The following is a 25144-nucleotide window of genomic DNA, read 5'->3' as shown; positions in this document are numbered from 1 at the left end:
CTCCCTCAGATTTCGTCGGCGAAGTGTTTCATGACCAGGCGGATCGGGTTCGGGGCCGCCTGCCCCAGACCGCAGATCGAGGCATCGCCCATGACCTGGCACAGATCTTCCAGAAGATCCTGATCCCACTTGTCAGCCTGCATCAGCTTCACAGCCTTTTCGCAGCCCGCCCGGCAAGGCGTGCACTGGCCACAGCTCTCATCTTCGAAGAAGCGCAGCATGTTCAGCGCGGCATCGCGTGCGGTGTCCTGATCGGACAGAACCACCACAGCGGCTGATCCAATAAAGGTGCCATGTGGCTGCAGCGTGTCAAAGTCCAATGGGATATCGTCCATCGACGCAGGCAGCAGACCCGAGGACGGACCGCCGGGCTGATACGCCTTGAAGGTCTGACCTTCGATCATGCCGCCAGCGGCCTCAATCACGTCCAAAATGGTCGAACCCGCCGGCAGCAGGTAAACACCCGGCTTGGCCACCCGCCCCGAGATTGAATAGCTGCGCAGGCCCTTGCGACCATTTTTTTCGACAGAGTTCAGAATCTGCGGCCCTTCGCGGCAGATCTTTGAGACCCAATACAGCGTCTCGACATTGTGCACCAAGGTCGGACGATTAAAGACCCCAACCTGCGCCACAAACGGAGGACGGTGGCGCGGCAGGCCCTTCTTACCCTCGATCGACTCGATCATCGCGGATTCTTCACCGCAGATGTAAGCACCAGCACCCCGGCGCAGGTCAATGTAACCCTTTTCGACGATCCCGGCCTCTTCCAACGCGGCAATCTCGCGGGCGAGGATTTCCAGCACCGCCGGGTATTCGTCACGCATGTAGATGAAGCACGTCTCTGCCTCGACCGCCCAAGCAGCGATCAGCATACCCTCAAGGAAAACATGCGGCGCACGCTCTAGATAATAACGGTCTTTGAAGGTACCGGGTTCGCCCTCGTCACCGTTCACGGCCAGATAGCGGGTGCCTTCGTTCATGCGTACAAAGCCCCATTTCTTGCCGGACGGGAAGCCAGCACCACCCAAACCGCGCAGGCCTGAGGACAAAACGTCTTCTTGTACTTTCTCCCAGTCGCCGCTCTCGCGCAGCTCTTTCAGCTTGGCGTAGCCACCGTTTGCCTCATAGGCGGCAAAGGTTTCGTAATCGGGCAGATGGGCGTGAGTATCACCAGCGGCAATTGCGGCCTGCACCTTTTCAGGGGTCGCATAGTCGATGTGGTTGTGACCAATCTCAAGCACCGGGGCCGTATCGCAACGCCCCATGCAGGGCGCGCGCACTACACGCACTTCGGATGCGTCCAAGCCATCTTCCAGGGCCTTTTGCAACTGCTGGGCACCGGCCATTTCGCAGGAGAGAGAGTCGCAGACACGGATCGTCAAGGCAGGCGGCGGCACCTCGCCTTCTTTCACTACGTCGAAATGGGCATAAAACGTCGCGGTCTCGTAGATCTCGGCCTGACCGATCCGCATCTCAACCGCCAGCGCGGCGATATGGTCGGCGCTGATATGGCCGTGCTCATCCTGGATCAAATGCAGGAATTCGATCAACAGATCGCGACGACGCGGGCGGTCGCCCAGTAGGCGCGCAATCTCGGCCTGCGCCTCATCCGTGAACTGACGGCCTTTGGGCGTATGCCGCCCTTTGCCTTTACCTGACTTCCAGACGCCCTTGGGTGCGCCTGATGGCTTGGTATCTAATGGTGCCATGATGCCCTCCGATTAAGGCTCCGTGTCTCATCAGAATAGTATATCGTCAAATCGCTTATCGCTATCGCACGATAACGACACCTTATCACCGCAAAGACGTCACAACAGCGCGCAAAGCCCCAACCGTTGGCAATTCCGGGTCTCGGCTTAAGGTGGCCAGACAAATCGGTTTACTTACAACAGGATCGACCAGAGGCAGCACTTTTGTACCCTTAAGTTCACCCAGCGCCCGAACCAGAACGCGGGGGACAACGGTGGCTGCCAGCCCTTCACGCGCCATGACCATTGAGGCGGTAAAGCCACTGGTTTCAGCGACCACTTGGGGGTGGAGGCCCTGCTCAGCAAAGATGCGGTCCAGAATGCGACGGTTCTGCATCTGCGGCTCAAGCAGGCTGAGTGGAAACTCGGCGACCTGTGTCCACGGGATCGGCCCGGTTTCTTCGGTCATATGTGACGGGATCAACAGCACGTAAGTCTCTTCGTACAACGGCTGCACCTGCCGCAGATCGGTGCCAATGCTGTCGCCATAAGTGATCCCCGCATCCAGACTACCCTCATCCAACCGGTGCTGAATGGACGAGGCCGACATGGTTTCGATCCGTGTGACAACGCGCGGATGCGCCTGATGCAGCCGCTTGATCAGCCGACCGGTAAAGGCAATCGCGGTTGGGATCACCCCCAGTTTGAGTGTCCCGGTAATCTCACCCTTCGAGGCCAGAACCTGCTGTTCCAGCGCCTTTGTCTCATCCAGAATGCGTCGTGCACGTTGGACGATCATCTCGCCTTCTTCAGTCAGACCCTGAAACCTGTTGGCGCGGCGCACGATGGAGACACCCAGCCGGTCCTCGAGATTCCGAATGCGCATGGAAAACGCTGGCTGAGAAATCCCGCATTCTTCGGCCGCCTTGGCAAAATGACGATGCCGCGCCAAGGCGCTAAGCAATTGCAGGTCGCGGATTTCGATCATTTTTCGGTATCCCAAGGTGAGGCCAGAAACCCAGATTAGCGCCTTTTACGTTGGGGGAAAGCGATGTGTTCAGGTCAAAGACAAGGCATAGACATTGTTGAGATAGCCCTGATCCGCAATCTGGAACTGGGTTTCGCCAATCTGTACAAAACCATTGGCCAGATAGAAGGCGATGGCCGGATCGTTTTCTGCATTGGTGGTCAACCAGACGGAACCGGCCCGTTGCTCTCGGCAATGCGTCAGTGCTGCCGTAAGCAGGCGCGTGCCGATCCCTTTGCCGTGATGACGCGGCTGAACATAGAATGTCGAAATTTCCATACCCGACCACCCCGCGACGGGGGCATCACAGCCCGGAGAGACGCGAATGAACCCGTCGATCCCCTGTGAATTATTCGACACCAGAATGAACTCTTCCGGATCGCTGATCAGGGCAGCGATACGCGCTGGCGTGAACTCGGTCAGCGCGTAATCCGCGAAAAAACCGCTAACCCCGCGTTTGAGATAGGTGCCGATCCAGACTTCAATCGAGATCGCAGCGATGCTCGACGCATCTGAATGGTCCGCTTCACGCAGGGTCAATCGGCGCTCAGGTATTGAACAAGAAGTGCATCACATCGCCGTCTTTGACGATATAGCCCTTGCCTTCGGCCCGCATCTTACCCGCCTCTTTCGCGCCCTGTTCGCCATTCGCAGCGATGTAGTCGTCATAGGCGATCGTCTCAGCGCGAATGAAACCTTTTTCGAAATCGCCATGGATCACACCAGCGGCCTGTGGCGCAGCGGTGCCGGTGCGGATGGTCCAGGCGCGGGCCTCTTTCGGGCCGACTGTGAAATAGGTTTCCAGCTTGAGCAGGTCATAGCCGGCACGGATTAGACGGTCGAGGCCTGGCTCTTCCAGACCCATTTCCTCCAGGAACATCTGCGCCTCGTCTTCTTCCAGCAGGCTAATCTCTTCTTCGATCTTGGCGCTGATGATGACGTGGGAATTGCCCTGAGCCGCGGCCATTTCAGCCACGCGGGCGGAATATTCGTTACCCTCGGCGGCTTCTTCCTCGGACACGTTGCAGACATAGAGAACCGGTTTTGTGGTCAGCAGCTGCAGCATCGTCCATGCCTTGGCGTCTTCGTCAGAGACTTCGACCAGACGCGCGGGTTTGCCGTCTTCCAGCATCGCCTGCGCTTCAGCCAGTAAACGTTCCTGCTGCTGCGCCTCTTTGTCATTGCCTTTCAGCTTTCGCACCAGATTGGCGCGGCGCTTTTCGATGCTTTCCAGATCGGCCAACATCAACTCGGTCTCGATGGTGTCGGCATCGGCCACAGGATCGACACGGCCGTCCACGTGGGTCACATCGCCATCTTCGAAACAGCGCAGCACGTGGGCAATGGCGTCGGTTTCACGGATGTTGGCCAGAAACTGGTTGCCCAGCCCCTCGCCCTTCGAGGCGCCCTTCACCAGACCAGCGATATCAACAAAGGTCATCCGCGTGGGAATGATCTGTTTCGAGCTTGCGATCGCCGCCAACTTGTCGAGCCGATCATCGGGCACGGCAACATCACCCACATTGGGTTCGATTGTGCAGAACGGGAAATTCGCCGCCTGAGCAGCTGCGGTCTTGGTCAGCGCGTTGAAGAGGGTCGACTTACCCACATTCGGCAGACCCACGATTCCCATTTTAAAGCCCATGACGGCCTCCTGCATACCATTCGAGCGCTGCTTCTATGCAGGTCCGAGGCAATGCGCAAGCCGGACTGCAAAAGGCGCCGCCGATCCGAATTACAACATCACGACCCAGTTGCGCATTCGTGATCTTGCCCGGATTGAAACCAACACACTAAGCTCACCATGTAAGACTTTGTGAACAAACAAATAGTGAATATGAGATATGAAGTATTTAACTGCTACCGTTGCGCTGTTTTTAGCTGCCCAAGCGGCGCACGCTCAATCCGTTGTCTTTGGCGCCGGGTTCTCGGATTTTTCTGACAGCGTTTCTGACGATGAAGCCGTAATCTCGCTCGAATACCATCACCGTCCCTTTCACGAGGCCACGCGTTTTTCCGCCACATGGGGTGGTGCCCTGACCATAGATACCGCCGCCGACGTTCATATCGGGATTGGCCTGATCGGGACATACACCTTTGCCGACCGTTGGTTCGTCGAAGGAAGCGTTATGCCCGGGTATTTTTCAGAAGGTGACGCACTCAACGATCTGGGTGGTGAATTCCAGATTCGTAGCTTGCTGGGCCTCGGTTACACATTGAACAACGGCAACAGCGTGTCCCTGGCAATTACTCACAAATCGAACGCAAGCACACAGGACGATAACCCGGGCGTCAACTCCGTTTTGCTGCGGTATCATTACGCGTTCTGAAGCAATCTGCCCCGGCGGGATTGATTTCCCCTCAAAGTTTCTGCACATCAGGCCTGAACCTGATTGCAAGGACAGCTTATGACCCGTATCGACGCCAAGTTCGCCGCTCTGAAAGAACAGGGAAAGAAGGCGTTCGTCGCCTACATCATGGCCGGTGACCCGGATTTCGAAACCTCGCTTGAAATCGTAAAGGGCCTGCCCGGCGCAGGTGTCGATGTCATCGAACTGGGTCTGCCCTTTACCGATCCGATGGCAGACGGCCCGACGATCCAAGCCGCCGGTCAACGCGCACTGGACAGCGGCATGACTTTGCAGCGGACTTTGGATCTGGCCCGAGCTTTCCGCGAGACCGACGACACCACTCCGATTGTGCTGATGGGCTACTACAATCCGATCTACAGCCGCGGCGTCGATAAGTTCCTTGCAGATGCCAAAGAGGTCGGAATTGACGGTCTGATCGTCGTCGACCTGCCGCCCGAGGAAGACGAAGAACTGTGCTTGCCTGCGCAGGCTGCTGGATTGAACTTCATTCGTCTGGCCACGCCAACCACCGATGACAAACGCCTGCCCCGCGTTCTGCAGAACACTTCGGGTTTTGTGTATTACGTGTCAATCACCGGCATTACCGGTGCGGCCGAAGCCCAAGCTACAAATGTTGGCCCCGAGGTCGCCCGCATCAAATCCGCAACCGATTTACCAGTGATCGTCGGGTTCGGGATCAATACACCTGAAAAATCACAGGCAATCGCAACTGTTGCTGATGGTGCAGTGGTCGGCTCCGCTATCGTCAGCCAGATCGCTGCGGGCAAGCCCACCGGCGAAGTTTTGGATTTCGTGAAATCTCTGGCTGACGGCGCCCACTCGGCCTGAGCGAGGCCTGATCAAATTTCAACGTGGTCGGCCCTGTCCGGCCGCGTTTTTTTCTTGCCCGGAATTCGTGGCGTCGCATCGCAAAGTCCCGACGTTGCGAGGGCCTCAAATGGTTGGTAACAAAAAGAACCAATTCCGCGAAGGCCGAAACAAATGCCCGTTATTACCAATATCGACGACCTGAAACGCATCTACGAACGCCGCGTGCCGCGCATGTTTTTCGACTATGCCGAAAGCGGCAGTTGGACCGAACAAACCTTCCGCGAGAACAGCTCGGATTTCGAAGATATCAGGCTGCGCCAGCGGGTCGCCGTGGACATGGACGGACGCTCGACTGCAACGCAGATGATCGGGCAGGATGTTGCGATGCCGGTGGCTCTGGCCCCAGTTGGCCTGACAGGCATGCAGCACGCGGACGGTGAGATGAAGGCCGCAAAGGCTGCCGAGGAGTTCGGCGTGCCCTTCACCCTGTCGACCATGTCGATCAACTCGATCGAGGATGTCGCAGGGCATACAAGCAAACCCTTTTGGTTTCAGCTTTATGCAATGAAGGATCAGGATTACGTCGGTCGCCTGATACAGCGCGCCAAGGATGCCAATTGTTCCGCATTGGTGATCACCCTGGACCTGCAAATTCTGGGGCAGCGCCATAAAGATCTGAAAAATGGCTTGTCCGCGCCTCCGAAACTGACTGCCAAGACAATCGCAAACCTCATGACTAAATGGGCTTGGGGGATAGAAATGCTGGGCGCACATCGGCGCGAATTTGGCAATATCGTTGGTCATGCCGAAGGCGTTTCTGACGCCTCATCGCTGGGCGCGTGGACGGCCGAGCAATTCGACCCCAGCCTCGATTGGAAAAAGGTCGAAAAGCTGATGGAAAAATGGGGCGGCAAGGTGATCCTGAAAGGCATTCTGGATGCCGAAGACGCGAAGATGGCGGCTAAGCTGGGCGCAGATGCCATCGTTGTTTCAAACCACGGCGGGCGACAGTTGGACGGGGCGCTCAGTTCGATCCGCGTTTTGCCTGAAATCATGGACGCAGTTGGTGACGACGTCGAAGTCCATCTGGACAGCGGCATCCGGTCCGGGCAGGACGTTCTCAAAGCGCTGGCACTTGGGGCCAAAGGCACTTACATCGGTCGCGCTTTTGTCTATGGGCTGGGTGCGATGGGCCAACAAGGTGTCACCACCGCGCTGGATATCATCCACAAAGAGCTGGATACCACGATGGCCCTGTGCGGCGAGCGGGATGTGAGTAGTCTGGGTCGTCACAACCTGCTGATCCCCGAGGATTTCGGCGGTCGTTGGCAGGCCTGATCTCGCAAAACCTTGCAGCAAACCATGTTAAACGGGGCTCTACGCCCACTGCAGCAAACTGCGAATCCCCTGGGATATTTTTTGCCAGATGAAGCTGGGGATCAGCTCTTCATCTGGCCCCAAATATCCCGGAGCGCGAGGCAGAGCCTCGCAAAGTATGAAGACCGCTAAAAACCCCTTTTCAAACCTGACAATTCAAGCTAAGGACGCGGCTTCACGCGGGCATACAGCCTTGGAGGATGCCCGCCCTAACATTGGAGAATTATCATGGCTGGAGAGATTCCTGATCTCGTAGCTCTGGAACGGACGGGGACAGGCAAGGGCGCCGCTCGTCAGGCACGCCGCGACGGCATGGTTCCGGGCATTGTATTTGGTGGCGACAAAGAACCGCTGCCGATTCAGATCCCGTTCAACGAACTGTTCAAGCGCCTGAAAGCTGGCCGGTTCAAGTCGACCCTGTGGAACCTGAAAGTTGAAGGCCAGGAAGACGTTCGCGTCATCTGCCGCGACGTTCAGCGTGACGTCGTCAAAGACCTGCCGACCCACCTGGATCTGATGCGCCTGCGTCGCACCACCAAGATCGCGCTGTTTATCCCGGTTGAGTTCATCAACGAGGAAGAAGCACCCGGCATCAAGAAGGGCGGCGTTCTGACCGTTGTCCGTCCGGAAGTCGAACTGCTGTGCACCGCAGGTGATATTCCTGAGAAGATCACTGTTGACGTGACCGGCATGAACATCAACGACGTTGCCACCATTTCGTCGGTCGACCTGCCCGAAGGCACCAAGCCGACCATCGATCGTGACTTCGTGATCGCGAACATCTCGGCACCGACCGGTCTGGTAACGGATGATGACGAAGAGGGTGAAGAGGGCGAAGTGGCCGTAGACGAAGTTGAAGTCGTCGGTCAGGAAGCCGAAGAATAAGTTCAGGTTTCAGTACCTTGAATTTGAAACGGGGCTCCTTTGGAGCCCCGTTTTTTTGTCGAATGCGGATCTTCGCGCTAGCTTGCCGCCGGCTCCGGCATTCACTCTGGCGGATTGAAATCACGGCCCCTACTGGCCAGGCGCGCCTCACCTGCTGCTGTTAGCGACAGGCAATGGCAGACGAAGTCTCACTGGAATTCCGATCCAATTCGAGGCATGAGGAAACAAGTCGTACAATGACGCGCGGAGCAGAACCATGAAACTTTTTGTCGGACTGGGCAATCCGGGGCAGAAATATGCCCGGAACCGGCACAATATCGGCTTTATGGCACTGGACAGGATTGCCGGCGATCACGGTTTCGGCCCGTGGAAATCAAAGTTTCAGGCAGAAATCGCCGAAGGGCGGTTAGGCTCGGAAAAGGTGCTGCTGGTCAAGCCGCAAACCTTCATGAACCGCTCGGGTCAATCCGTGGGTGAGGCCATGCGCTTCTATAAGCTGGACTCGACAGATGTGACCGTTTTTCATGACGAGCTGGATCTTGCGCCCGGTAAGGTGCGTGCGAAAGCAGGTGGAGGTCACGCTGGGCATAACGGTCTGCGGTCGATTCATGACCATATCAGCCCGGCCTATGATCGAGTTCGTCTGGGCATTGGGCATCCGGGCCGTAAGGAACTGGTCTCGCCTTATGTCCTGAGTGACTTTGCTAAGGCAGATTCGGATTGGCTGGAAGACGTCTTACGGGGGGTTTCCGACGGTGCCGGTCATTTGGCAGATGGCGATGGTGGCAAATTCATGAACGCGGTCGCATTACGCACCGCACCGCCACGGTCATCAAAAACCGCTGCGGCCTCCTCGAAATCGGTCGCTGCAGCTACCCCTGAACCCGAGGCGGACACCAGGTCCGCCATGCAAAAACTGATGGACAAGTTCAAGTAAGGCCAACGATGTTGCCGCTACGTCTCAATTGCGAACTGCGCCAGTCCGCGCTCCAATGCACACCAAAAGCGGGAGGTAACATATGCGAACCCTGATGAAATGGGTGCTGCGCATCGTTTTGATGTTGGTGCTGGCAGCAGTGGTTGTAGGCTATTGGAAGCGCGAAGAGATTCAGCGCCTGATGGCAGTGAACTCTTTGTTTTCCAAAGAAAAGATCATTTACAACTTCTCTCACATGGATGACGCCTTCCTGACTGTCGACCTGCCAAGGGGGGAAGGTGCGACATTCGAACTGCCCTACGGCCCCGGTTTTGACCTGCCCGAGGGCACGGACAAATGGGTCGAAGACCGGGCTGTAACCTCTTTGCTGGTGATGCAGGACGGGCAGATCAGGTTCGAAGAATACTATTTGGGGACCGCCCCCGAGGATCGCCGGATATCCTGGTCGGTCGCCAAAAGCTATCTGTCCGCCCTGTTCGGCATCCTGATGGCCGAAGGCGCCATCGACTCGCTGGACGATCCGGTGGTCAAATACGCCCCGAAACTGCAGGGCACCGCTTATGACGGCGCAACGATCCGCAATGTTCTGAACATGGCCAGCGGTGTGACCTTCGACGAGGACTATCTGGACTACAACTCCGACATCAACCGAATGGGTCGCGTCGTCGCCCTGGGTGGAGAGCTGGATGACTTTGCCGCCGCGCTGAACGAAACCTTCGTCGAGCCCGGCGAGACATGGCAATATGTCTCGATCGACACACACGTTATCGGCATGGTTGTTCGCGGTGCGACGGATCGGTCTGTGGCTGACTTGCTGACCGAAAAGATCATTGAACCTCTGGGCCTTGAACGCGACGGCTACTATGTCACCGACGGTGCTGGCGTGGCTTTCGTCTTGGGCGGGTTGAACTTCACTACTCGCGACTTTGCCCGGTTTGGACAGATGATCCTGCAAAACGGCGAGCATAATGGCCAGCAGATCGTGCCCGCCGAATGGATTGCGGAATCCGTTTTTCCGAGCGCCCCGACCGAAGCCGGAGAGATCGGGTATGGCTACCAGTGGTGGATCCCCGTCGGCGCGCATGAAGGCGAGTTTCTGGCCCGTGGTGTTTATGGTCAGTACATCTATTTCGACCAACCGCGCGGTGTTGTTATCGTTTCAACCGGGGCTGATCGCAGTTTCCGTGACGATGGCGTCAACGAAACAAACATAGAAATGTTCCGCACAATCGCCCAAAGCCTGTAAGGTGTGCCCATGCAAAAACTGGACAGCATAAACGTTCTGGGGGGCGTCCTTGCCCCCTGCTCCCGCGATCCACAGACCGGTTTTTTTCGGGACGGGGCCTGTAACACCTGCGCCGAAGATCAGGGCAGTCACACGGTCTGCGCCGTAATGACGGCCGAGTTTCTGGCCTATTCCAAGTATGTCGGCAATGACCTGAGCACACCGCGCCCCGAGTTCGATTTTCCCGGTCTCAAGCCCGGTGACAACTGGTGCCTGTGTGCCGGGCGCTTCCTGCAGGCCCATGACGAGGGCTGCGCGCCCAAGGTTGATCTGGAGGCCACGCATCAGCGGGCACTGGACATCGTCCCTATTGGAATCTTACGCGAAAATGCCGTCGAACCTGATTGACCTCAGGGGTAAAAAGACATCAAAGAAACCCGCCAGCCGACACTTTGTTTAGCAAGCGCGAAACCGTCAAAAAACGAGGTAGGCTATGAGCTTTATCGCCATGAACCGCTTCAAAGTCCGTTTGGGCAGCGAAGCCGATTTCGAATCCGTTTGGAAAGACCGCGAAAGCCGGTTGAAAGAACTGCAAGGATTTCAGGAGTTCCGCCTTCTGAAAGGCCCCGAGGGCGACGGGTATCGGCTGTATTCCAGCCACGTGATTTGGGACAATCGCAGCGATTTCGCGGCCTGGACCAAATCCCAACAATTCCGGGACGCGCACAAAAACGCTGGCAACGGCAAGACGCAGTCGGCTCTGATCGGACCACCTCAGTTCGAGGGGTTCGAAACGGTTTTGTATCAGAACTGATCAATCCATGTCGCCAACACCGGATTGATGATTACACGGCGCGCGCCAGATAGCCGCGCGATGTGCGCGAGGGCGGACCAGTTGGAAAACTGTGCTCCGCCTCCAACACCCACCCCGCCTCCTTAAGCATCTTGGCCACCTGTTGCGGTCTGTACGACCGGTGACGCCATTGAAGCCAAATAATCGCGTTGCACCAGTGTGGTTTACTGACGACCAACCACAGCTTTGCCGCTGGCGCGGCCTGCCTGCGCATGTGGCGCAGGGCATCGGTAGGGTTATCGCAATGTTCAAGGACATGGGCTGCCAGAACGCAATCAAAAGGCTGGGCTGGTGGAAAATCCTCCAACCGGGATCGCGCGGTATGGGTTGTAACGCCCCTTAGGGCCAGCGCACCCTCGGCCTGTTTCAGCATTTTCCCGGACGGCTCGAGCAGTGTGACCATACCTTCGGGCTGAATGACCGCCCGTGCCTCGGCAAAAGCACCTGTCCCGCACCCCACATCCAGCCCGTTCCGGCCTAGATCATCCGCTGAACCGATCGATAGAAACCCCAGATAGGCATCAAAATAGCCCAGCAGACGCATCTTATCCGCCCAGCCGGGGGCTGCGGCATCGTACTTTTGAGCGAGTTTATCTGAACTGGACGCGTCCTGCATACCACGCAGCGTGGCATGAAAGACCCGGGGCGCAAAGCCCCGGGCGCGCGTTATCCGGCCGAACGGCCTTCGGTGTCGGACATATCAAAGTTCAGGTATTTGGCGACCGTCTGAACGTCCTTGTCGCCGCGACCACACATATTCATGCAGATCAGGTGATCCTTGGGCAGTTCCGGCGCGATCTTCATGACATGCGCCAACGCGTGGCTGGGCTCCAACGCGGGGATGATACCTTCGGTTGCACAGCACAGCTGGAACGCTTCCAGCGCCTCTTTATCGGTGATCGAGACATAGTTCGCGCGACCGATATCATTCAGCCAAGAATGCTCGGGGCCAATACCAGGGTAATCCAGACCGGCCGAGATCGAATAGCCTTCGAGGATCTGGCCGTCATCATCCTGCAGCAGGTAGGTACGGTTTCCGTGCAGCACACCCGGACGACCACCGGTCAGCGAGGCGCAATGTTCCATCTTTTCATTCACGCCTTTACCGCCAGCCTCGACGCCAATGATGTTGACGCTCTTGTCATCGAGGAAGGGATAAAACAGGCCCATTGCGTTCGATCCGCCACCTATGGCGGCGATAAGCGTGTCGGGCAAACGGCCTTCGGCCTTTTGCATCTGTTCCTTGGCTTCCTTGCCGATGATCGACTGGAAATCACGCACCATCGCCGGATACGGGTGCGGGCCCGCCACGGTACCGATGCAATAGAACGTATCACGTACATTGGTCACCCAGTCACGCAGCGCGTCGTTCATCGCGTCTTTAAGAGTTCCACGACCTGAGGTGACCGGAATAACTTCGGCACCCAACAGGCGCATACGGAAGACGTTCGGTGCCTGACGCTGCACGTCATGCGCGCCCATGTAGACCACGCACTTAAGGCCAAACTTGGCGCAGACGGTGGCGGTGGCCACACCGTGCTGCCCTGCCCCGGTTTCCGCGATGATCCGGGTTTTGCCCATACGCCGCGCCAGAATGATCTGGCCCAACACGTTGTTGATCTTATGCGCGCCCGTGTGGTTCAGTTCGTCGCGTTTCAGATAGATTTTCGCGCCACCCAGATGCTCGGTCAGGCGTTCCGCGTAATACAGCGGCGAGGGGCGACCCACATAGTTCGCCCACAGATCGTCCATCTCGGCCCAGAAGGTCGGATCATCCTTGGCCTTCTCATATTCCTCTTCCAGCGACAGGATCAGCGGCATCAGCGTTTCGCTGACAAACCGTCCGCCGAAGATGCCAAACCGGCCTTGCTCGTCGGGACCGGACATGAAGGAATTGAAAAGATCGTTGGCCATGGGTGTCTCCCTCGTCGTACCCGTTGTTCATAGGAGGTAGTGGATGGTTTTGCCATGGCAAAACGTATCATTTCGCGGGTCTGTATCGATGCTTCCAGATCCGCAGGGCCTGTTCTTCGGTTGGAACTGCGATGCATGAGAAATGATGGAACTCATGCGTGATGGACAACCGGTCCGATGCCTCAAGAACACGCCTGTGTGGTCCCGAATGGGCAAATGTCAGCATGGCCTCGGCGTCTTGCCAAACACTGAGTGAAAAGTAGAGCCCACCGTGAGGGAACATCTGCGCATGCTCGCATAATGGATCCCCTCGCGCCTGCTTCAACGCTTGCCCGGCCCGCCAAAAGAACTCTGGCGCGTTGTACCAATGTTGCAGGGAAACCCCACCAATCGCTGCAATCATCTTTGTTCCTCCCCAGCGTTATATACGGGGGAGGTCAGCATGCAGATCAATGAGTGGCGGATACGAATTCGGAAATCTTAATGGTATCTTTAACTCCCGGCGCGCTTTCGACACCCGAAGACACATCGACTTGTTTTGCACCGGTCATCCGGATCGCCTCGGCAACGTTGTCTGGCGTCAGTCCCCCGGCCAGCATCCATGGCTTTTGCCAGTATTTCCGGCCGGCCAGCAACCGCCAATCAAAGGCCAACCCATTCCCGCCCGGCAGTTCGGATGTACGCGGAGGTTTCGCGTCGATCAGCAACTGATCTGCAACCTCGGAATACAGGTCAATTGCGCTCAGATCCTCGGCCTCGGCGATGCCGATTGCTTTCATCACCGGCAAGCCAAACCTGTCGCGAACCTCAGAAACACGCTGCGGTGTTTCTTTGCCGTGCAGTTGCAACATGTCCAAGGGCACGCTTGCGACGACGCGGTCCAGTTCAGCGTCCGTCGCATTCACGGTTAGGGCAACCTTTGCCACGCCTGCCGGCACCAGCTGTGCCAGTGACGAGGCTTCATCAATGCCCAGATGCCGTGGCGATTTTTGGAAGAAGACAAACCCGACATATCGCGCGCCAGCGTCAGCCGCAGCGCGCACGTGATCAGGTGCGGTCAGCCCGCAGATTTTTACAGCTACGTTCGTCATAAAGGTGCCTTAGCTGGCTTCGTCCAGCAGAGCCAGAACGTCGTCCTTGCCCTCGTTCTGCTTTTTCTTGAGCTTCTTGACCTCACGCTCAAGCTTGCGCACTTCTCCGGTCTTGGTCGAGGCATCGCGGCGGTGTTTATGCTCGCGCAGCCATTCCCACAGGAAGCCGATGATCAAACCGGCCACGACGCCGCCCAGCACCACGATGAACAGTGGCAAAGACGTTGAGAAATTGAGCCCCAGCAACTCGGCCAGGGCATCCGGCATCAGTTTCAACTCGACCATCTGGCGATTGGCCAGCGAGATTGACACAAGAACGATCCCGAGGATCGCCAGGAAAGCATATCGAAGGTAACGCATCATGGTGTCAGGCTTTACCGTTCAATCGGTCCCTTAGCAACTTGCCAGTTTTGAAGAATGGAACACATTTTTCTTCGACCTGCACGGTTTCACCCGTACGAGGATTGCGGCCAACACGCGCGTCCCGTTGTTTGACCGAGAACGCACCGAAGCCGCGCAGTTCAACACGGTCGCCACGCGCCATGGCATCTGTCACTTCTTCGAACACGGTATTCACAATCCGCTCGACATCACGCTGATAGAGATGCGGGTTTTCGTCGGCGATTTTCTGAATCAGTTCTGAACGGATCATGAGTGTTACCCTCCCAGGCGACCGGTTAACCATGTCTATACTTCTGGACAGTATAGGAAAAAACCGTGATCGGGGGAACGTAAACTCTGTGTGCAAAGCATTCATTTTACAGAAAAGTCGCGCGATTTTTTGCTTGTTCAGGCAAAATCCGCTCTTAAAGCGTGAACGACGGCCGTAATAAGCCCAAATTTTGGAACATATTGATTCGCAACAAAAACGGCCCCGCGCGTCTGCACGGGGCCGTAAATTCGGCTGAAAATCCAACCTGAGCTTAGTCGCCGGATTTCAGCGCTGCACCCAGGATATCGCCCAGCGATGCGCCCGAGTCGGAAGAACCGTACTGTTCCACGGCCTCTTTCTCTTCGGCGATCTCACGTGCCTTGATCGACAGACCCAGACGGCGAGTCTTGCTGTCGACATTGGTGACGCGGACGTCGATCTTGTCGTTAACCGAGAAACGCTCGGGGCGCTGCTCTGCACGGTCACGCGACAGGTCGGAACGACGGATGAAGGACTTCATGCCTTCGTATTCTACCTCGATGCCGCCATCTTCGATCGCAGTGACTTCGACAGTGATGATCGAACCGCGCTTCACGCCGCCAACGGCTTCTGCGAACTTGTCACCACCCAGGGCTTTGATCGACAGCGAGATACGCTCTTTTTCCACGTCAACTTCCGAGACAACGGCCGAAACCATGTCGCCTTTGCGGTAGTTCTGGATCGCATCTTCGCCACGTTCGTCCCACGACAGGTCGGACAGGTGAACCATGCCGTCGATGTCGCCTTCGAGGCCAATGAACAGACCAAATTCGGTGATGTTCTTGACTTCGCCTTCGACTTCGGTGCCCTCGGGGTGTGTTTCTGCAAACACTTCCCACGGGTTGCGCATGGTCTGCTTCAGGCCCAGAGACACACGACGCTTGGCGCCGTCGATTTCCAGAACCATGACGTCGACTTCCTGGCTGGTCGAAACGATCTTGCCGGGGTGGACGTTTTTCTTGGTCCAGGACATCTCGGACACGTGCACCAGACCTTCGACACCGGCTTCCAGCTCGACGAACGCGCCGTAGTCGGTGATGTTGGTGACGCGACCCTGATGGACCGAGCTCAGCGGATACTTGGCAGCAACCAGATCCCATGGATCTTCCTGCAGCTGCTTCATGCCCAAGCTGATGCGGTGGGTCTCTTTGTTGATCTTGATGACCTGAACCTTGATGGTTTCGCCGATCGTCAGGATCTCGGACGGGTGATTCACACGACGCCATGCCATGTCGGTGACGTGCAGCAGGCCATCAACGCCGCCCAGGTCAACAAACGCACCGTATTCGGTGATGTTCTTGACCACGCCTTCGACGGTCTGACCTTCGGTCAGGTTGCCAATGACTTCGGCACGCTGTTCGGCGCGTGATTCTTCCAGGATAGCGCGGCGCGAAACAACGATGTTGCCACGACGGCGGTCCATTTTCAGAATCTGGAACGGCTGCTTCAGACCCATCAGCGGGCCAGCGTCGCGCACGGGGCGGACGTCAACCTGCGAGCCGGGCAGGAACGCAACTGCGCCACCCAGATCGACGGTGAAGCCACCTTTGACGCGGCCAAAGATTGCACCTTCGACGCGCTGGTCGTCGGCATATGCTTTTTCCAGACGGTCCCATGCCTCTTCACGGCGGGCCATCTCGCGCGAGATGACAGCTTCGCCACGGGCGTTCTCTGCGGCACGCAGGTAGACTTCGACCTCGTCACCAACAGCGATTTCAGGAGCTTCGCCGGGATTCGCGAATTCTTTCAGATCAACGCGGCCTTCCATTTTGTAGCCGACGTCGATGATGGCTTGGCCGGCTTCGATCGCCAGTACCTTGCCTTTGACAACAGAACCCTCTTCGGGCGTGTCCATTTCGAAGCTTTCGTTCAGGAGGGCTTCGAATTCCTCCATGGTTGTATCAGCCATCTGGCAGTGTTTTCCTTTACATACGTTTTTACTGGCCGAGCGGTTGTCTCCGCCGGTCTTGTTTCATGGTGTCATCGGACGTGATCCGGTGCGCCCCTGAGCAAACAAACACAAAGGGCCGAGGTGACCCGGCCCTGCTCAGTAACGTCATCCGGACGTTGACCGCCCTTGTGTTGACAGCGCGCGTATATGCGGAATTCCCGACATGTGCAAGAGGAAAGCCTTGAAATACAGGGCATCGGCCGCCGTCACACCAGGCACGCCATGTCCCAAACGCGCCGGTCCCGTTGCAACATGGATTGCTCAATCGCATTCAAACGCAAATAGGCATCATCGGGATCATTCGCTCCGCCTACCTTATCCCAAATGCGCAACGCCGAGGCCGGGCTCCACGGCAAACAAGCCGAGGCAAGCCACAATCGCAATTCGGCAGGCAACGCGTCATAGGCCTGCATTGGTGATCCCGTCCGCCGGCGGCGTTTGATCCGGCTGCGCAGGTTTCGGTTCTTTCGGCGGTCAGTCATTGTGCGCTCCATTCATCGGCGCGCACGTACCTAGACTGTCGGGTGTCAACGGATATTGTCATGCTCGCTCGATAGTTTTGCTATGTTATTACATTATAATAAACCATGTGCAACCACTCTCGTTAGGCGCAACTCCCGATTCCTGCGAAGAATGTCGTGTTTCGAACAGCAAAGTCTGCGCCACTTGCGAAGCTTTGAAAAAGTCGGAGGATCTCATGCGTCAAGACCTGAACTTTCTCGTCATCATTTCAGACGAACACCGCAAAGACGCAATGGGATGCGCTGGCCATCCGATTGTCAAAACGCCCAATCTGGATGCACTGGCCGCGCGCGGAACGATGTTTGAGTCCGCCTACACGCCTTCACCCATGTGCGTACCCGCACGGGCGGCGCTTGCGACCGGAGACTGGGTTCACACGACAGGAAACTGGGACAGCGCAACCCCCTATGACGGGCACCCGCGCAGCTGGATGAGGCAGGTGCGCGACGCCGGGCGCGAGGTCGTCGCTATTGGAAAACTGCACTTCAGGTCCAACCAAGACGACAATGGCTTCTCCGAGGAGATCCTGCCGATGCACGTGGTCGGAGGTGTCGGCTGGGCCGTTGGGCTTTTGCGCGAAAACCCACCAGACTATGATTCGGCATCCGAGCTGGCAGGCGATGTGGGCGTCGGGCCCAGCACCTACACCGATTACGATCTGGACATTACCGCAGCAGCCGAGGCCTGGCTGGCCGATCCCACCCGCCAGGACAAACCCTGGGCAGCATTTGTGTCGCTGGTCAGTCCGCACTATCCCCTGACCTGTCCCAAGGAATGGTACGACCTTTACGACCCTGCTCAGATGGATTTGCCGGTCGGGTATGGCAAAGGGCTGCCGGATCATGAAGAGCTTCGCAACATCGCCGCGTTCTTCAACTACGATGACTATTTTGACGAACAGAAAATGTGCGAAGCCAAGGCGGCTTATTATGGCCTGACCTCACTGATGGATGATTGCATGGGGCGCATCCTGAAAGCCTTGTCCGACAGTGGTCATGCTGAAAATACGGTCGTGATCTATGTATCCGACCACGGTGACATGATGGGGGATCAGGGGTTTTGGACCAAACAGGTAATGTATGAGGCCAGTGCAGGAATTCCGATGATCGCGGCCGGCCCGGGTATCCCGTCGGGGCGACGCGTCACCACATGTACCAATCTGACCGATATCGCTGCAACCGCCCGGGACGTCTGCGGCGCCGAAGCCGACGAGGGCAACGCGGGTCAACCCGGCTTGTCTCTGATCGAGTTGGCCAATGCGCCGGACGACCCCGACCGAACCGGCTTCAGCGAATACCACGATGGTGGGTCAAGAACCGGCAGTTTCATGGTGCGATGGGACGAATGGAAATACGTCTATTATGTCGGACAGCCCCCGCAATTGTTCGACCTGTCAACCGATCCTCAAGAACAGACCAACCGCGCGCTGGATCGGGTAAATGACCCGCAGGTTAAGGCTGCGCTGGTCGAAGGGGAACGCCGTCTGCGAGAAATCTGCGACCCCGAAGAGGTCAACTCCTGCGCCTTTGCCGATCAACGCAAGAAAATCGAAGACCTAGGCGGAGAAGAAGCCTGCCGCACGGCCTTTGTCTTCAATCACACGCCGACCCCGTCCGAGCAGGAAAAGCTGCGTGAAGGACCCGCGCTTTAGCGCAGGTATTTTGCATTTCTCCAGTGGGTCCTCGGTCCGCGCAGCGCAGTTCAATGCTGCCACCACCGCAAAGCTGCGCCGAGCGCTAGGACCTTCTAGAACAGTTGCAGGTCCTTCTTGCCGCTTTGGATTTCGGCAAGGTTCGGCATGTTCTGGATTGCCACGGGTGCAAGTTGTTCGCCCGGCATCGCGACGGTCGGTTGCATCGCAGCCGCCATACCAAAGGCTGGGGGCTGCTCCAGCTCTCCTCGGATATCGCGCAACAGTGTTTTGTGATCCGGCATCGCCTTGAGGATCTGCGCAAGATCCACCTTCGCGCCCTTCCACCACTGGAACCAAATCGGTTTCTTCAACGGCCGCAGACGATCACGGATGCCGGTCCCATAGCCGGTGTCATAGACCTGCTTGCCCAAAAGAACCGTCTGATAAACGCGGAAATTAAACAGTGTGGCGAATTCGATATCGTGTTCCATGGGCAGGCGGTGCTGCCACAATTCCAGGTTTTCGGCCAAACGATCCGGTATCTTCATCTCTGTGCGCGCATCGATCCAATATTGATCATCCGTGCGGTTGCCCAGGCGATAGTGCAGACAGATGAAATCCAGGACCTCATCATACATCTGGTTCATTTGCCGGTTATATCTTGCCCGCAGCGATGGTTCGATGTCGCGTGTAGGCAGGTGTTCTGCGAACCAGCGCACCGCGTGATCAACCATATGGATTGCGGTACTTTCCAACGGTTCAATGAACCCGCCAGACAAACCGATTGCCAGACAGTTCTTGACCCAGGCATTGCGCACGCGCCCGATGCGCATCGGGATCACGCGCGGTGTCAAACCTTTGCCGCTGTCGCCTAGCCATTCGAGATATTCATCTGCCGCCTGATCATCCGTGCGATGCGCCGATGAATACACATATCCTGTGCCCACACGGTTGTAGAGCGGCACCCGCCATGTCCAACCGGCGCCCAGCGCGGTAGACCGGGTGACGCTTTCGATTTTCTCTGGGTCGGGATGTTCAATCTGCAACGCCATGGCGCGGTCGTTGGGCAGGTAATCCGAGTAATCCATAAACGGCTCACCCAGTGCTTTGTTGATGATCAAACCGCGGAACCCGGTGCAATCTATGACCATCTCGATGTCGTGGCGGCCCTTACGCTCTAACATCAGATGGCTGACATTACCCTGTTCATCCAGCTCAACCGCCTGCACCTCATCCTGAATGTGCTCCACCCCGCGCTTGGTGCAGACCTTGGTCAGCATGCCCGCAAATTTCACGGCGTCCAGATGATATGCGTAGCCAAACCGTTGTTCGAACTCGGGCTGACCCAGCGGTCGCCCGCCCTTGCACAGGCGGGCCAGATCGTCGTGCGGCGAGATGGATTGCGTAAAGTCCCGATCGCCATTGCCAAAGCGCAAGAAGTATTCGGCGGCTTCCAATCCTTCCAACAACTGACCGTGGGCAAAAGGGTTCACGTAGTCGATGCGATTGCCCTTTGCGTCCTTATTCCAATTGCAGAACTTCACGCCCAGCTTGAACGACGCATTGGTCTCGCGGAAAAAATCCCGCTCGGAAATGCCCGCTTGGCGCAGTGTGACCGGCATACGCGGTACCGTGGCCTCACCGACGCCAACGGTGGCGATATTGGGGCTTTCGATCAGGCAGATGCGCGGGCGATCCTTGGGGGCCGAGGTGCGTGAAAACACCATGTCCAGTATCAGCGCGGTCATCCAACCCGCCGTGCCACCACCCACGATAGTGATCTTACGCAAACGATTATTCATATTATTCTGTCCCTGTTGGCTTGAGGGATTTTTTGGCTGCTTCCCCTTTTTGTTTTTGAGGATTGTTTGGCAGCCTTCCCTTCTGGCATGGGCAAAGCATAGCAGGTTTCCTGCGTCCAGCTAGGGTCTAGCGCGCCCTGACCTGAATGTACTTTCCTTCTTTCGGCAAAGCGACGCTCGGTCACGGCACCCTACCCCGGGCAGTACAAGTAACCGCGATGCGTTAAAGGCAAACCGGGCCGCCGATGGACCGCAGCTTCTGCGCGGCAACTTGAAATCAGAGCAAGCGCAATTCCCGGGCGCGTGTCAGATTTCCTCACCTTTTTTCAGAAGCTCTTCGATCAGATCGCGCTGCAAATCCTGGCTGTCGCCCCCTCCGAATTCCGCCGCGCCACCGGTGTACAAGGTGCCATAAGTCTTGGCGATATTCACTGTCTGGGCCAGCCCCGAGATCAGTTGGTTCTTGTCCAGCCGGGATAGCGGATGGATGTACGCAGCCCACAAGATACCATTCGCGAGCGCGTAACGCGCGTCTAGCGTACTGTCAAAATTCGCCTGCATCACGCGTTCAAGGTCAGCGGACGACAATTCTTCGGCGCTGCCAATCGCGACCATGGCCCGCATCCGGTCTGCATTGATATCCGTAACGACCAGCACCGTTACGTCCCCAACCTTCAGCTCAAACCCCGGTCCAAACGGTTTCGCGTCAGAATCGAGCGCAAAGATGATCTTTCCCAACCGTTCATACGTCATTGGGGGTTCCGGCTCAGCCGTCTCTTGAGCCAGTGCACTTCCGGCAAGGAAAATCATCAATAAGGCTAGTCGGATCATGGCATCACTCCTGCAGGCTATAGACCGACAATAGGGTCGGGGCGCAGACCTGACCAAACAAAGCTTGGTGAACAGTATTTCGAAGGCACCGACAGCTTTGAACGATCTGCAAGATACTCAGGGCTTTCTGCGATAGCTCGTTCAGAACCTAGTTCCTAGCTTTGGTTCAGCGGCTGGCGGACCTGCTGGCCGGACTCTGAACCGGAAAGGAAATACAAATGAAGTCTCTCGTTCTTACCACCCTGATCGCCACATTGCCCCTGATCGCAGCCCCGGCCTTTGCTGCGGATGAGATCAACGTATCAAACGGTATTTCTGCCGCAGGTGCGCCACTTGCCGCGCATGGGGTCGATCTGGTGACTCTCGTTAACGACGGCAACCCGGTCGATGGCTTTGCCACCCACTCGGCCACTTATGACGGCGCATCCTATTACTTCACGAGCGCCGCCAATCTCGAAGCGTTCGAGGCCAACCCGACGGCCTACCTGCCGCAGCATGGCGGGTTTTGTTCGTTCGGCGTTTCTGTCGGCAAAAAATTCGACGGCGATCCGGATCAATACTTGGTGGCTGACGGAAAGCTGTATCTGTTCCTGAACGCAGATACTCGCGCGGCGTTCCTTGAAGATGTCTCTGCCACATCCGAAACCGCTGACAATCAGTGGTCCAAGATCAAAAGCATCGCGGTCGGAGAACTGTAATCTGGCCACAAAAGACCAAGGCCTGCACGGTTACGACCGTGCAGGCTTTTTTGCTTCAATGACCTTGATAGCTTTTTCCAACGCGGCTTCGACGCTCAAATCTGACGTGTCCAGCAGGACTGCATCCTCTGCCGGCTTCATCGGCGCAGTGCTACGTTCCGTATCCCGCGCGTCGCGCTCTTTTACGTCCGACAGCACCTGTTCACGCGTGATATCATTGCCCTTCGCGCAGAGCTCAAGGAACCGACGCTCGGCCCGAACTTCGGGACTGGCGGTGACGAACAGTTTCACCTCGGCCTCGGGGCAAATCACTGTACCGATGTCGCGACCATCCAGCACAGCGCCCCCGCTGCGGCGCGCAAACGCCCGTTGGAAGTCAACCAACGCGGCCCGAACCTCGGGAATCACGGCTACTTTTGAGGCTGCTTGCGCAATCTCGGCCGTGCGCAAATCGCCCTGCTCCAACTCTTCGGGGGTCAATGCTTGTGCTGCCGCAATCGGCTCCAGTCCTTGCAAGGTCCGTCTGCCGACCGCGCGGTACAAAAGCCCGGTGTCCAGATGCGCGAACCCAAACCGGGCAGCGACCGCTTTTGAGATCGTGCCCTTGCCCGCTGCAGCTGGTCCGTCAATGGCGATTGTGAACTTTGAATCCGACATCAAATCTACCGATTATTTCGCTGCAGTTTCGCACCCAACGTGGCCATCAAAGGTTCAAAAATCGGGAACGAAGTGGCGATCGGGCCCGCATCGTCGACGGTTACACCCTTTTTGGCCCCCATCCCCAAAATCATGAACGACATGGCGATCCGGTGGTCCAGAAAGCTTTCGCAGGTGCCGCCACCGGGGACGTTGCCGATGCCCAGCCCTTCAACCGACCACCATTCATCACCTTCTTCGACAGTTACACCATTGGCGCGCAGGCCCTGGGCCATTGCGTCGATCCGGTCGCTTTCCTTTACGCGCAGTTCTTTTACGCCGCCCATCATCGTGACACCGGTGGCATTTGCCGCAATCACGGACAAAACCGGGTATTCATCAATCATCGAGGCCGCGCGTTCCGGTGGAACATCGATCCCCTTCATATCCGGCGAGTACTTTGCGCGCAGATCGGCGACAGGTTCGCCGCCCTCTTCGCGCTCATTCTCATAGGTCAGGTCTGCACCCATCTCGCGCAGCGTAGTGAACAACCCCGCACGGGTGGGGTTCAGGCCGATGCCCGGCACCAAAACGTCCGACCCAGGCGTGAGCAGCGCCGCGCAGACCGGAAAGGCCGCGCTGGACGGGTCGCGTGGCACGGCGATGACCTGCGGTTTCAACTCGGGGCGACCAGTCAAAGTGATAACCCGGCCCTCATCGGTGTCCTCAACGGTGATTTCCGCACCAAAGCCCGCCAGCATCCGCTCGGAATGGTCCCGTGTGGCCTCTTTCTCGATCACCACAGTTTTGCCGGGGGCATTGAGGCCAGCCAGCAGCACCGCAGATTTTACCTGGGCGGAAGGCACGGGTACCTCGTAGCGCACCGGCGTGGAGTCAGCCGCGCCAACGATAGTCATCGGTAAGCGCCCCCCTGAACGGCCCACCGATTGCGTTCCAAACAGCGCCAGCGGATCTGTGACCCGCGCCATGGGGCGTTTATTCAGGCTAGCGTCGCCCGTAAAAGTCGCCGAAATCGGACAGGTCGCCATCGCGCCCATAATCAAGCGAACACCGGTGCCCGAGTTGCCGCAATCAATCACCTGATCGGGTTCGGCAAAGCCACCGACACCTACACCATGCACAGTCCATTCGCCGCCGCCATGGTCAGTGACCTCAGCCCCGAAGGCGCGCATGGCCTTGGCGGTGTCCAGAACATCTTCACCTTCCAACAGACCCGAGATCCGGGTCTCGCCCACGGCCATCGCACCCAGGATCAGCGACCGGTGCGAAATAGATTTGTCACCGGGCACCTCTGCGGTTCCGGTCAGCGGGCCGCAGGGATGCGAGGTCATCGGGATGGGCGTGCCGTGTCCGGACATGGGGGCTCCTGTTTTCGCTATCAGTTCAAGGCGGATTAGCGAATTGGGGCCGGTTGGTCCAGCCGCAATCAGTCTTTGCGGCGGAAGGTCAGGTAGTGTGGCGTACGGCCTTCACGCAGGGCCTTCTGTTCATAGCGGGTGGAAATCCAGTCATCCCAGGGCTCGCGCCAGTCAGCAGGACGCTCGGACAGCCATTCGAACCCGGCGCGCGGCACCTCTTCCAATGTCTGGCGCACATAGTCGGGAATGTCCGTAGCAACGCGAAAAATAGACCCCGGCTTCAGGGCACGGGCCAAAGGCTCCAGATGTTCCTGCGTCACGAAACGGCGACGGTGGTGCCGTGTCTTGGGCCATGGGTCGGGATACAGTAGGAAGGCGCGAGAGATGCTGGCCTCGGGCAGAACATCGAACAGATCGCGCACATCGCCCGGATGCACCGCCAGATTTTCAACCCCGGCTTGACGAATCTTACCCAACAGCATCGCGACGCCGTTAATATACGGTTCGGCCCCAATAATGCCGATATCGGGGTTGCTGGCAGCCTGGTGCACAAGATGCTCACCCCCACCAAAGCCGACCTCAAGCCAGACGTCCCTGCCATCGAACAGCGCCTGCAGGTCCAGCGGATGCCGCTCGGGGTTGGTTTCCCAGTCGACAGCACCCGGTGACAGTGCATCAAGGTCTTCGTTCAGATAGGTCTTTTGGCTGGGCTTCAGGGTTTTCCCTTTGAAGCGGCCATAGAAGTTTCTGCGCGGGCGTTGTGGAGTCTCGGTGCTCATGGCGGTGGCCATACTGCGACGCCGAGGTTGGTTCAAGAGGGGC

Annotated in this window: 27 protein-coding genes; 10 read left to right on the top strand and 17 right to left on the bottom strand. The window is 57.5% G+C overall.

Features of this window, described 5'->3' with window-relative positions:
• Positions 1-5 precede the first annotated feature (5 nt).
• The 4 genes from AC2FID_RS19500 to ychF all read right to left on the bottom strand — a co-directional run bounded on the left by AC2FID_RS19500 (position 6) and on the right by ychF (position 4360).
• Positions 6-1709: an NAD(P)H-dependent oxidoreductase subunit E gene (locus AC2FID_RS19500; RefSeq protein WP_496838280.1), complete on the bottom strand. Its 1704-nt coding sequence runs from the start codon at positions 1707-1709 to the stop codon at positions 6-8.
• Between the two features lie 85 nt (positions 1710-1794).
• Positions 1795-2676, bottom strand: a complete 882-nt coding sequence (locus tag AC2FID_RS19495) for a LysR family transcriptional regulator (protein WP_282170763.1) — start codon at positions 2674-2676, stop codon at positions 1795-1797.
• A gap of 69 nt (positions 2677-2745) precedes the next feature.
• Positions 2746-3255, bottom strand: coding sequence for a GNAT family N-acetyltransferase (locus AC2FID_RS19490; RefSeq protein WP_496757577.1), 510 nt, complete (start codon positions 3253-3255; stop codon positions 2746-2748).
• 7 nt (positions 3256-3262) lie between these two features.
• Positions 3263-4360 carry a redox-regulated ATPase YchF gene (gene ychF, locus AC2FID_RS19485; protein WP_108860977.1) on the bottom strand — a complete coding sequence of 366 codons (1098 nt, stop codon included), beginning with the start codon at positions 4358-4360 and terminating at the stop codon, positions 3263-3265.
• A 199-nt stretch (positions 4361-4559) separates the two neighbouring features.
• On the opposite strand from ychF, the gene AC2FID_RS19480 reads away from it, so the two are divergent.
• The 8 genes from AC2FID_RS19480 (at position 4560) to hmuQ (ending at position 11135) form a co-directional block, all read left to right on the top strand.
• A complete protein-coding gene (locus tag AC2FID_RS19480; protein WP_496838277.1) occupies positions 4560-5045 on the top strand; it encodes an acyloxyacyl hydrolase in 486 nt (161 codons plus the stop codon).
• Positions 5046-5123: 78 nt separating this feature from the next.
• Complete coding sequence (gene trpA, locus AC2FID_RS19475; protein ID WP_058279481.1) at positions 5124-5915, top strand: tryptophan synthase subunit alpha; 792 nt, start codon at positions 5124-5126, stop codon at positions 5913-5915.
• 153 nt (positions 5916-6068) lie between these two features.
• Entirely contained in the window at positions 6069-7235 is a 1167-nt protein-coding gene (locus tag AC2FID_RS19470; RefSeq protein WP_496838275.1) for an alpha-hydroxy acid oxidase, read from the top strand.
• 267 nt (positions 7236-7502) lie between these two features.
• Positions 7503-8159 (top strand): 50S ribosomal protein L25/general stress protein Ctc, encoded by a 657-nt coding sequence (locus tag AC2FID_RS19465; protein WP_058279479.1) that lies wholly within the window; start codon positions 7503-7505, stop codon positions 8157-8159.
• A 256-nt stretch (positions 8160-8415) separates the two neighbouring features.
• On the top strand, positions 8416-9096 hold the full coding sequence (gene pth / locus AC2FID_RS19460) for an aminoacyl-tRNA hydrolase (RefSeq protein ID WP_109312568.1): 681 nt from the start codon (positions 8416-8418) through the stop codon (positions 9094-9096).
• An 82-nt stretch (positions 9097-9178) separates the two neighbouring features.
• On the top strand, positions 9179-10342 hold the full coding sequence (locus tag AC2FID_RS19455; protein WP_496838273.1) for a serine hydrolase domain-containing protein: 1164 nt from the start codon (positions 9179-9181) through the stop codon (positions 10340-10342).
• A gap of 9 nt (positions 10343-10351) precedes the next feature.
• A complete protein-coding gene (locus tag AC2FID_RS19450) occupies positions 10352-10729 on the top strand; it encodes a DUF2237 family protein (RefSeq protein ID WP_109312566.1) in 378 nt (125 codons plus the stop codon).
• 85 nt (positions 10730-10814) lie between these two features.
• The gene (gene hmuQ / locus AC2FID_RS19445) at positions 10815-11135 is read left to right on the top strand and encodes a heme-degrading protein HmuQ (protein ID WP_058273175.1); all 321 of its coding nucleotides are present in this window, start codon (positions 10815-10817) and stop codon (positions 11133-11135) included.
• Between the two features lie 31 nt (positions 11136-11166).
• Here the strand turns inward: hmuQ and AC2FID_RS19440 are convergent, their stop codons facing one another.
• The 8 genes from AC2FID_RS19440 to AC2FID_RS19405 form a co-directional block, all read right to left on the bottom strand.
• Entirely contained in the window at positions 11167-11790 is a 624-nt protein-coding gene (locus AC2FID_RS19440; RefSeq protein WP_496838271.1) for a class I SAM-dependent methyltransferase, read from the bottom strand.
• 50 nt (positions 11791-11840) lie between these two features.
• A complete protein-coding gene (trpB, locus tag AC2FID_RS19435) occupies positions 11841-13088 on the bottom strand; it encodes a tryptophan synthase subunit beta (protein ID WP_058273173.1) in 1248 nt (415 codons plus the stop codon).
• A 67-nt stretch (positions 13089-13155) separates the two neighbouring features.
• Complete coding sequence (locus AC2FID_RS19430; RefSeq protein WP_282170754.1) at positions 13156-13491, bottom strand: hypothetical protein; 336 nt, start codon at positions 13489-13491, stop codon at positions 13156-13158.
• A 46-nt stretch (positions 13492-13537) separates the two neighbouring features.
• Positions 13538-14179: a phosphoribosylanthranilate isomerase gene (locus tag AC2FID_RS19425; protein WP_496735412.1), complete on the bottom strand. Its 642-nt coding sequence runs from the start codon at positions 14177-14179 to the stop codon at positions 13538-13540.
• Positions 14180-14188: 9 nt separating this feature from the next.
• Positions 14189-14539, bottom strand: coding sequence for a lipopolysaccharide assembly protein LapA domain-containing protein (locus tag AC2FID_RS19420; RefSeq protein WP_058279540.1), 351 nt, complete (start codon positions 14537-14539; stop codon positions 14189-14191).
• 7 nt (positions 14540-14546) lie between these two features.
• Positions 14547-14831: an integration host factor subunit beta gene (ihfB, locus tag AC2FID_RS19415; RefSeq protein ID WP_037310872.1), complete on the bottom strand. Its 285-nt coding sequence runs from the start codon at positions 14829-14831 to the stop codon at positions 14547-14549.
• A 271-nt stretch (positions 14832-15102) separates the two neighbouring features.
• Positions 15103-16779, bottom strand: coding sequence for a 30S ribosomal protein S1 (rpsA, locus tag AC2FID_RS19410; RefSeq protein ID WP_058279471.1), 1677 nt, complete (start codon positions 16777-16779; stop codon positions 15103-15105).
• A 248-nt stretch (positions 16780-17027) separates the two neighbouring features.
• On the bottom strand, positions 17028-17303 hold the full coding sequence (locus tag AC2FID_RS19405) for a DUF6525 family protein (protein ID WP_496838269.1): 276 nt from the start codon (positions 17301-17303) through the stop codon (positions 17028-17030).
• A 215-nt stretch (positions 17304-17518) separates the two neighbouring features.
• Between AC2FID_RS19405 and AC2FID_RS19400 the strand changes: the two genes are divergently transcribed.
• Complete coding sequence (locus tag AC2FID_RS19400) at positions 17519-18994, top strand: sulfatase family protein (RefSeq protein ID WP_496838268.1); 1476 nt, start codon at positions 17519-17521, stop codon at positions 18992-18994.
• A gap of 95 nt (positions 18995-19089) precedes the next feature.
• On the opposite strand, the gene AC2FID_RS19395 is transcribed toward AC2FID_RS19400, so the two are convergent.
• The gene (locus AC2FID_RS19395; protein WP_282120713.1) at positions 19090-20778 is read right to left on the bottom strand and encodes a tryptophan halogenase family protein; all 1689 of its coding nucleotides are present in this window, start codon (positions 20776-20778) and stop codon (positions 19090-19092) included.
• Positions 20779-21084: 306 nt separating this feature from the next.
• Positions 21085-21609, bottom strand: coding sequence for a hypothetical protein (locus tag AC2FID_RS19390; RefSeq protein WP_496838265.1), 525 nt, complete (start codon positions 21607-21609; stop codon positions 21085-21087).
• Positions 21610-21827: 218 nt separating this feature from the next.
• On the opposite strand from AC2FID_RS19390, the gene AC2FID_RS19385 reads away from it, so the two are divergent.
• The gene (locus AC2FID_RS19385) at positions 21828-22307 is read left to right on the top strand and encodes a YHS domain-containing (seleno)protein (RefSeq protein ID WP_496757597.1); all 480 of its coding nucleotides are present in this window, start codon (positions 21828-21830) and stop codon (positions 22305-22307) included.
• Between the two features lie 30 nt (positions 22308-22337).
• Here AC2FID_RS19385 and cmk read toward each other — a convergent pair whose 3' ends face one another.
• The 3 genes from cmk to trmB all read right to left on the bottom strand — a co-directional run bounded on the left by cmk (position 22338) and on the right by trmB (position 25101).
• A complete protein-coding gene (gene cmk, locus AC2FID_RS19380; RefSeq protein ID WP_496838263.1) occupies positions 22338-22964 on the bottom strand; it encodes a (d)CMP kinase in 627 nt (208 codons plus the stop codon).
• Positions 22965-22969: 5 nt separating this feature from the next.
• Positions 22970-24322, bottom strand: a complete 1353-nt coding sequence (gene aroA, locus AC2FID_RS19375) for a 3-phosphoshikimate 1-carboxyvinyltransferase (RefSeq protein WP_282170746.1) — start codon at positions 24320-24322, stop codon at positions 22970-22972.
• A 68-nt stretch (positions 24323-24390) separates the two neighbouring features.
• Positions 24391-25101, bottom strand: a complete 711-nt coding sequence (gene trmB / locus AC2FID_RS19370; RefSeq protein WP_496838262.1) for a tRNA (guanine(46)-N(7))-methyltransferase TrmB — start codon at positions 25099-25101, stop codon at positions 24391-24393.
• Between the last annotated feature and the right edge of the window lie 43 nt (positions 25102-25144).

Source organism: Ruegeria sp. CDSC068 (genome assembly GCF_059610545.1).
Note: the sequence above shows the minus strand (reverse complement) of the source record. Positions and strands in the feature narration are given on the sequence as shown.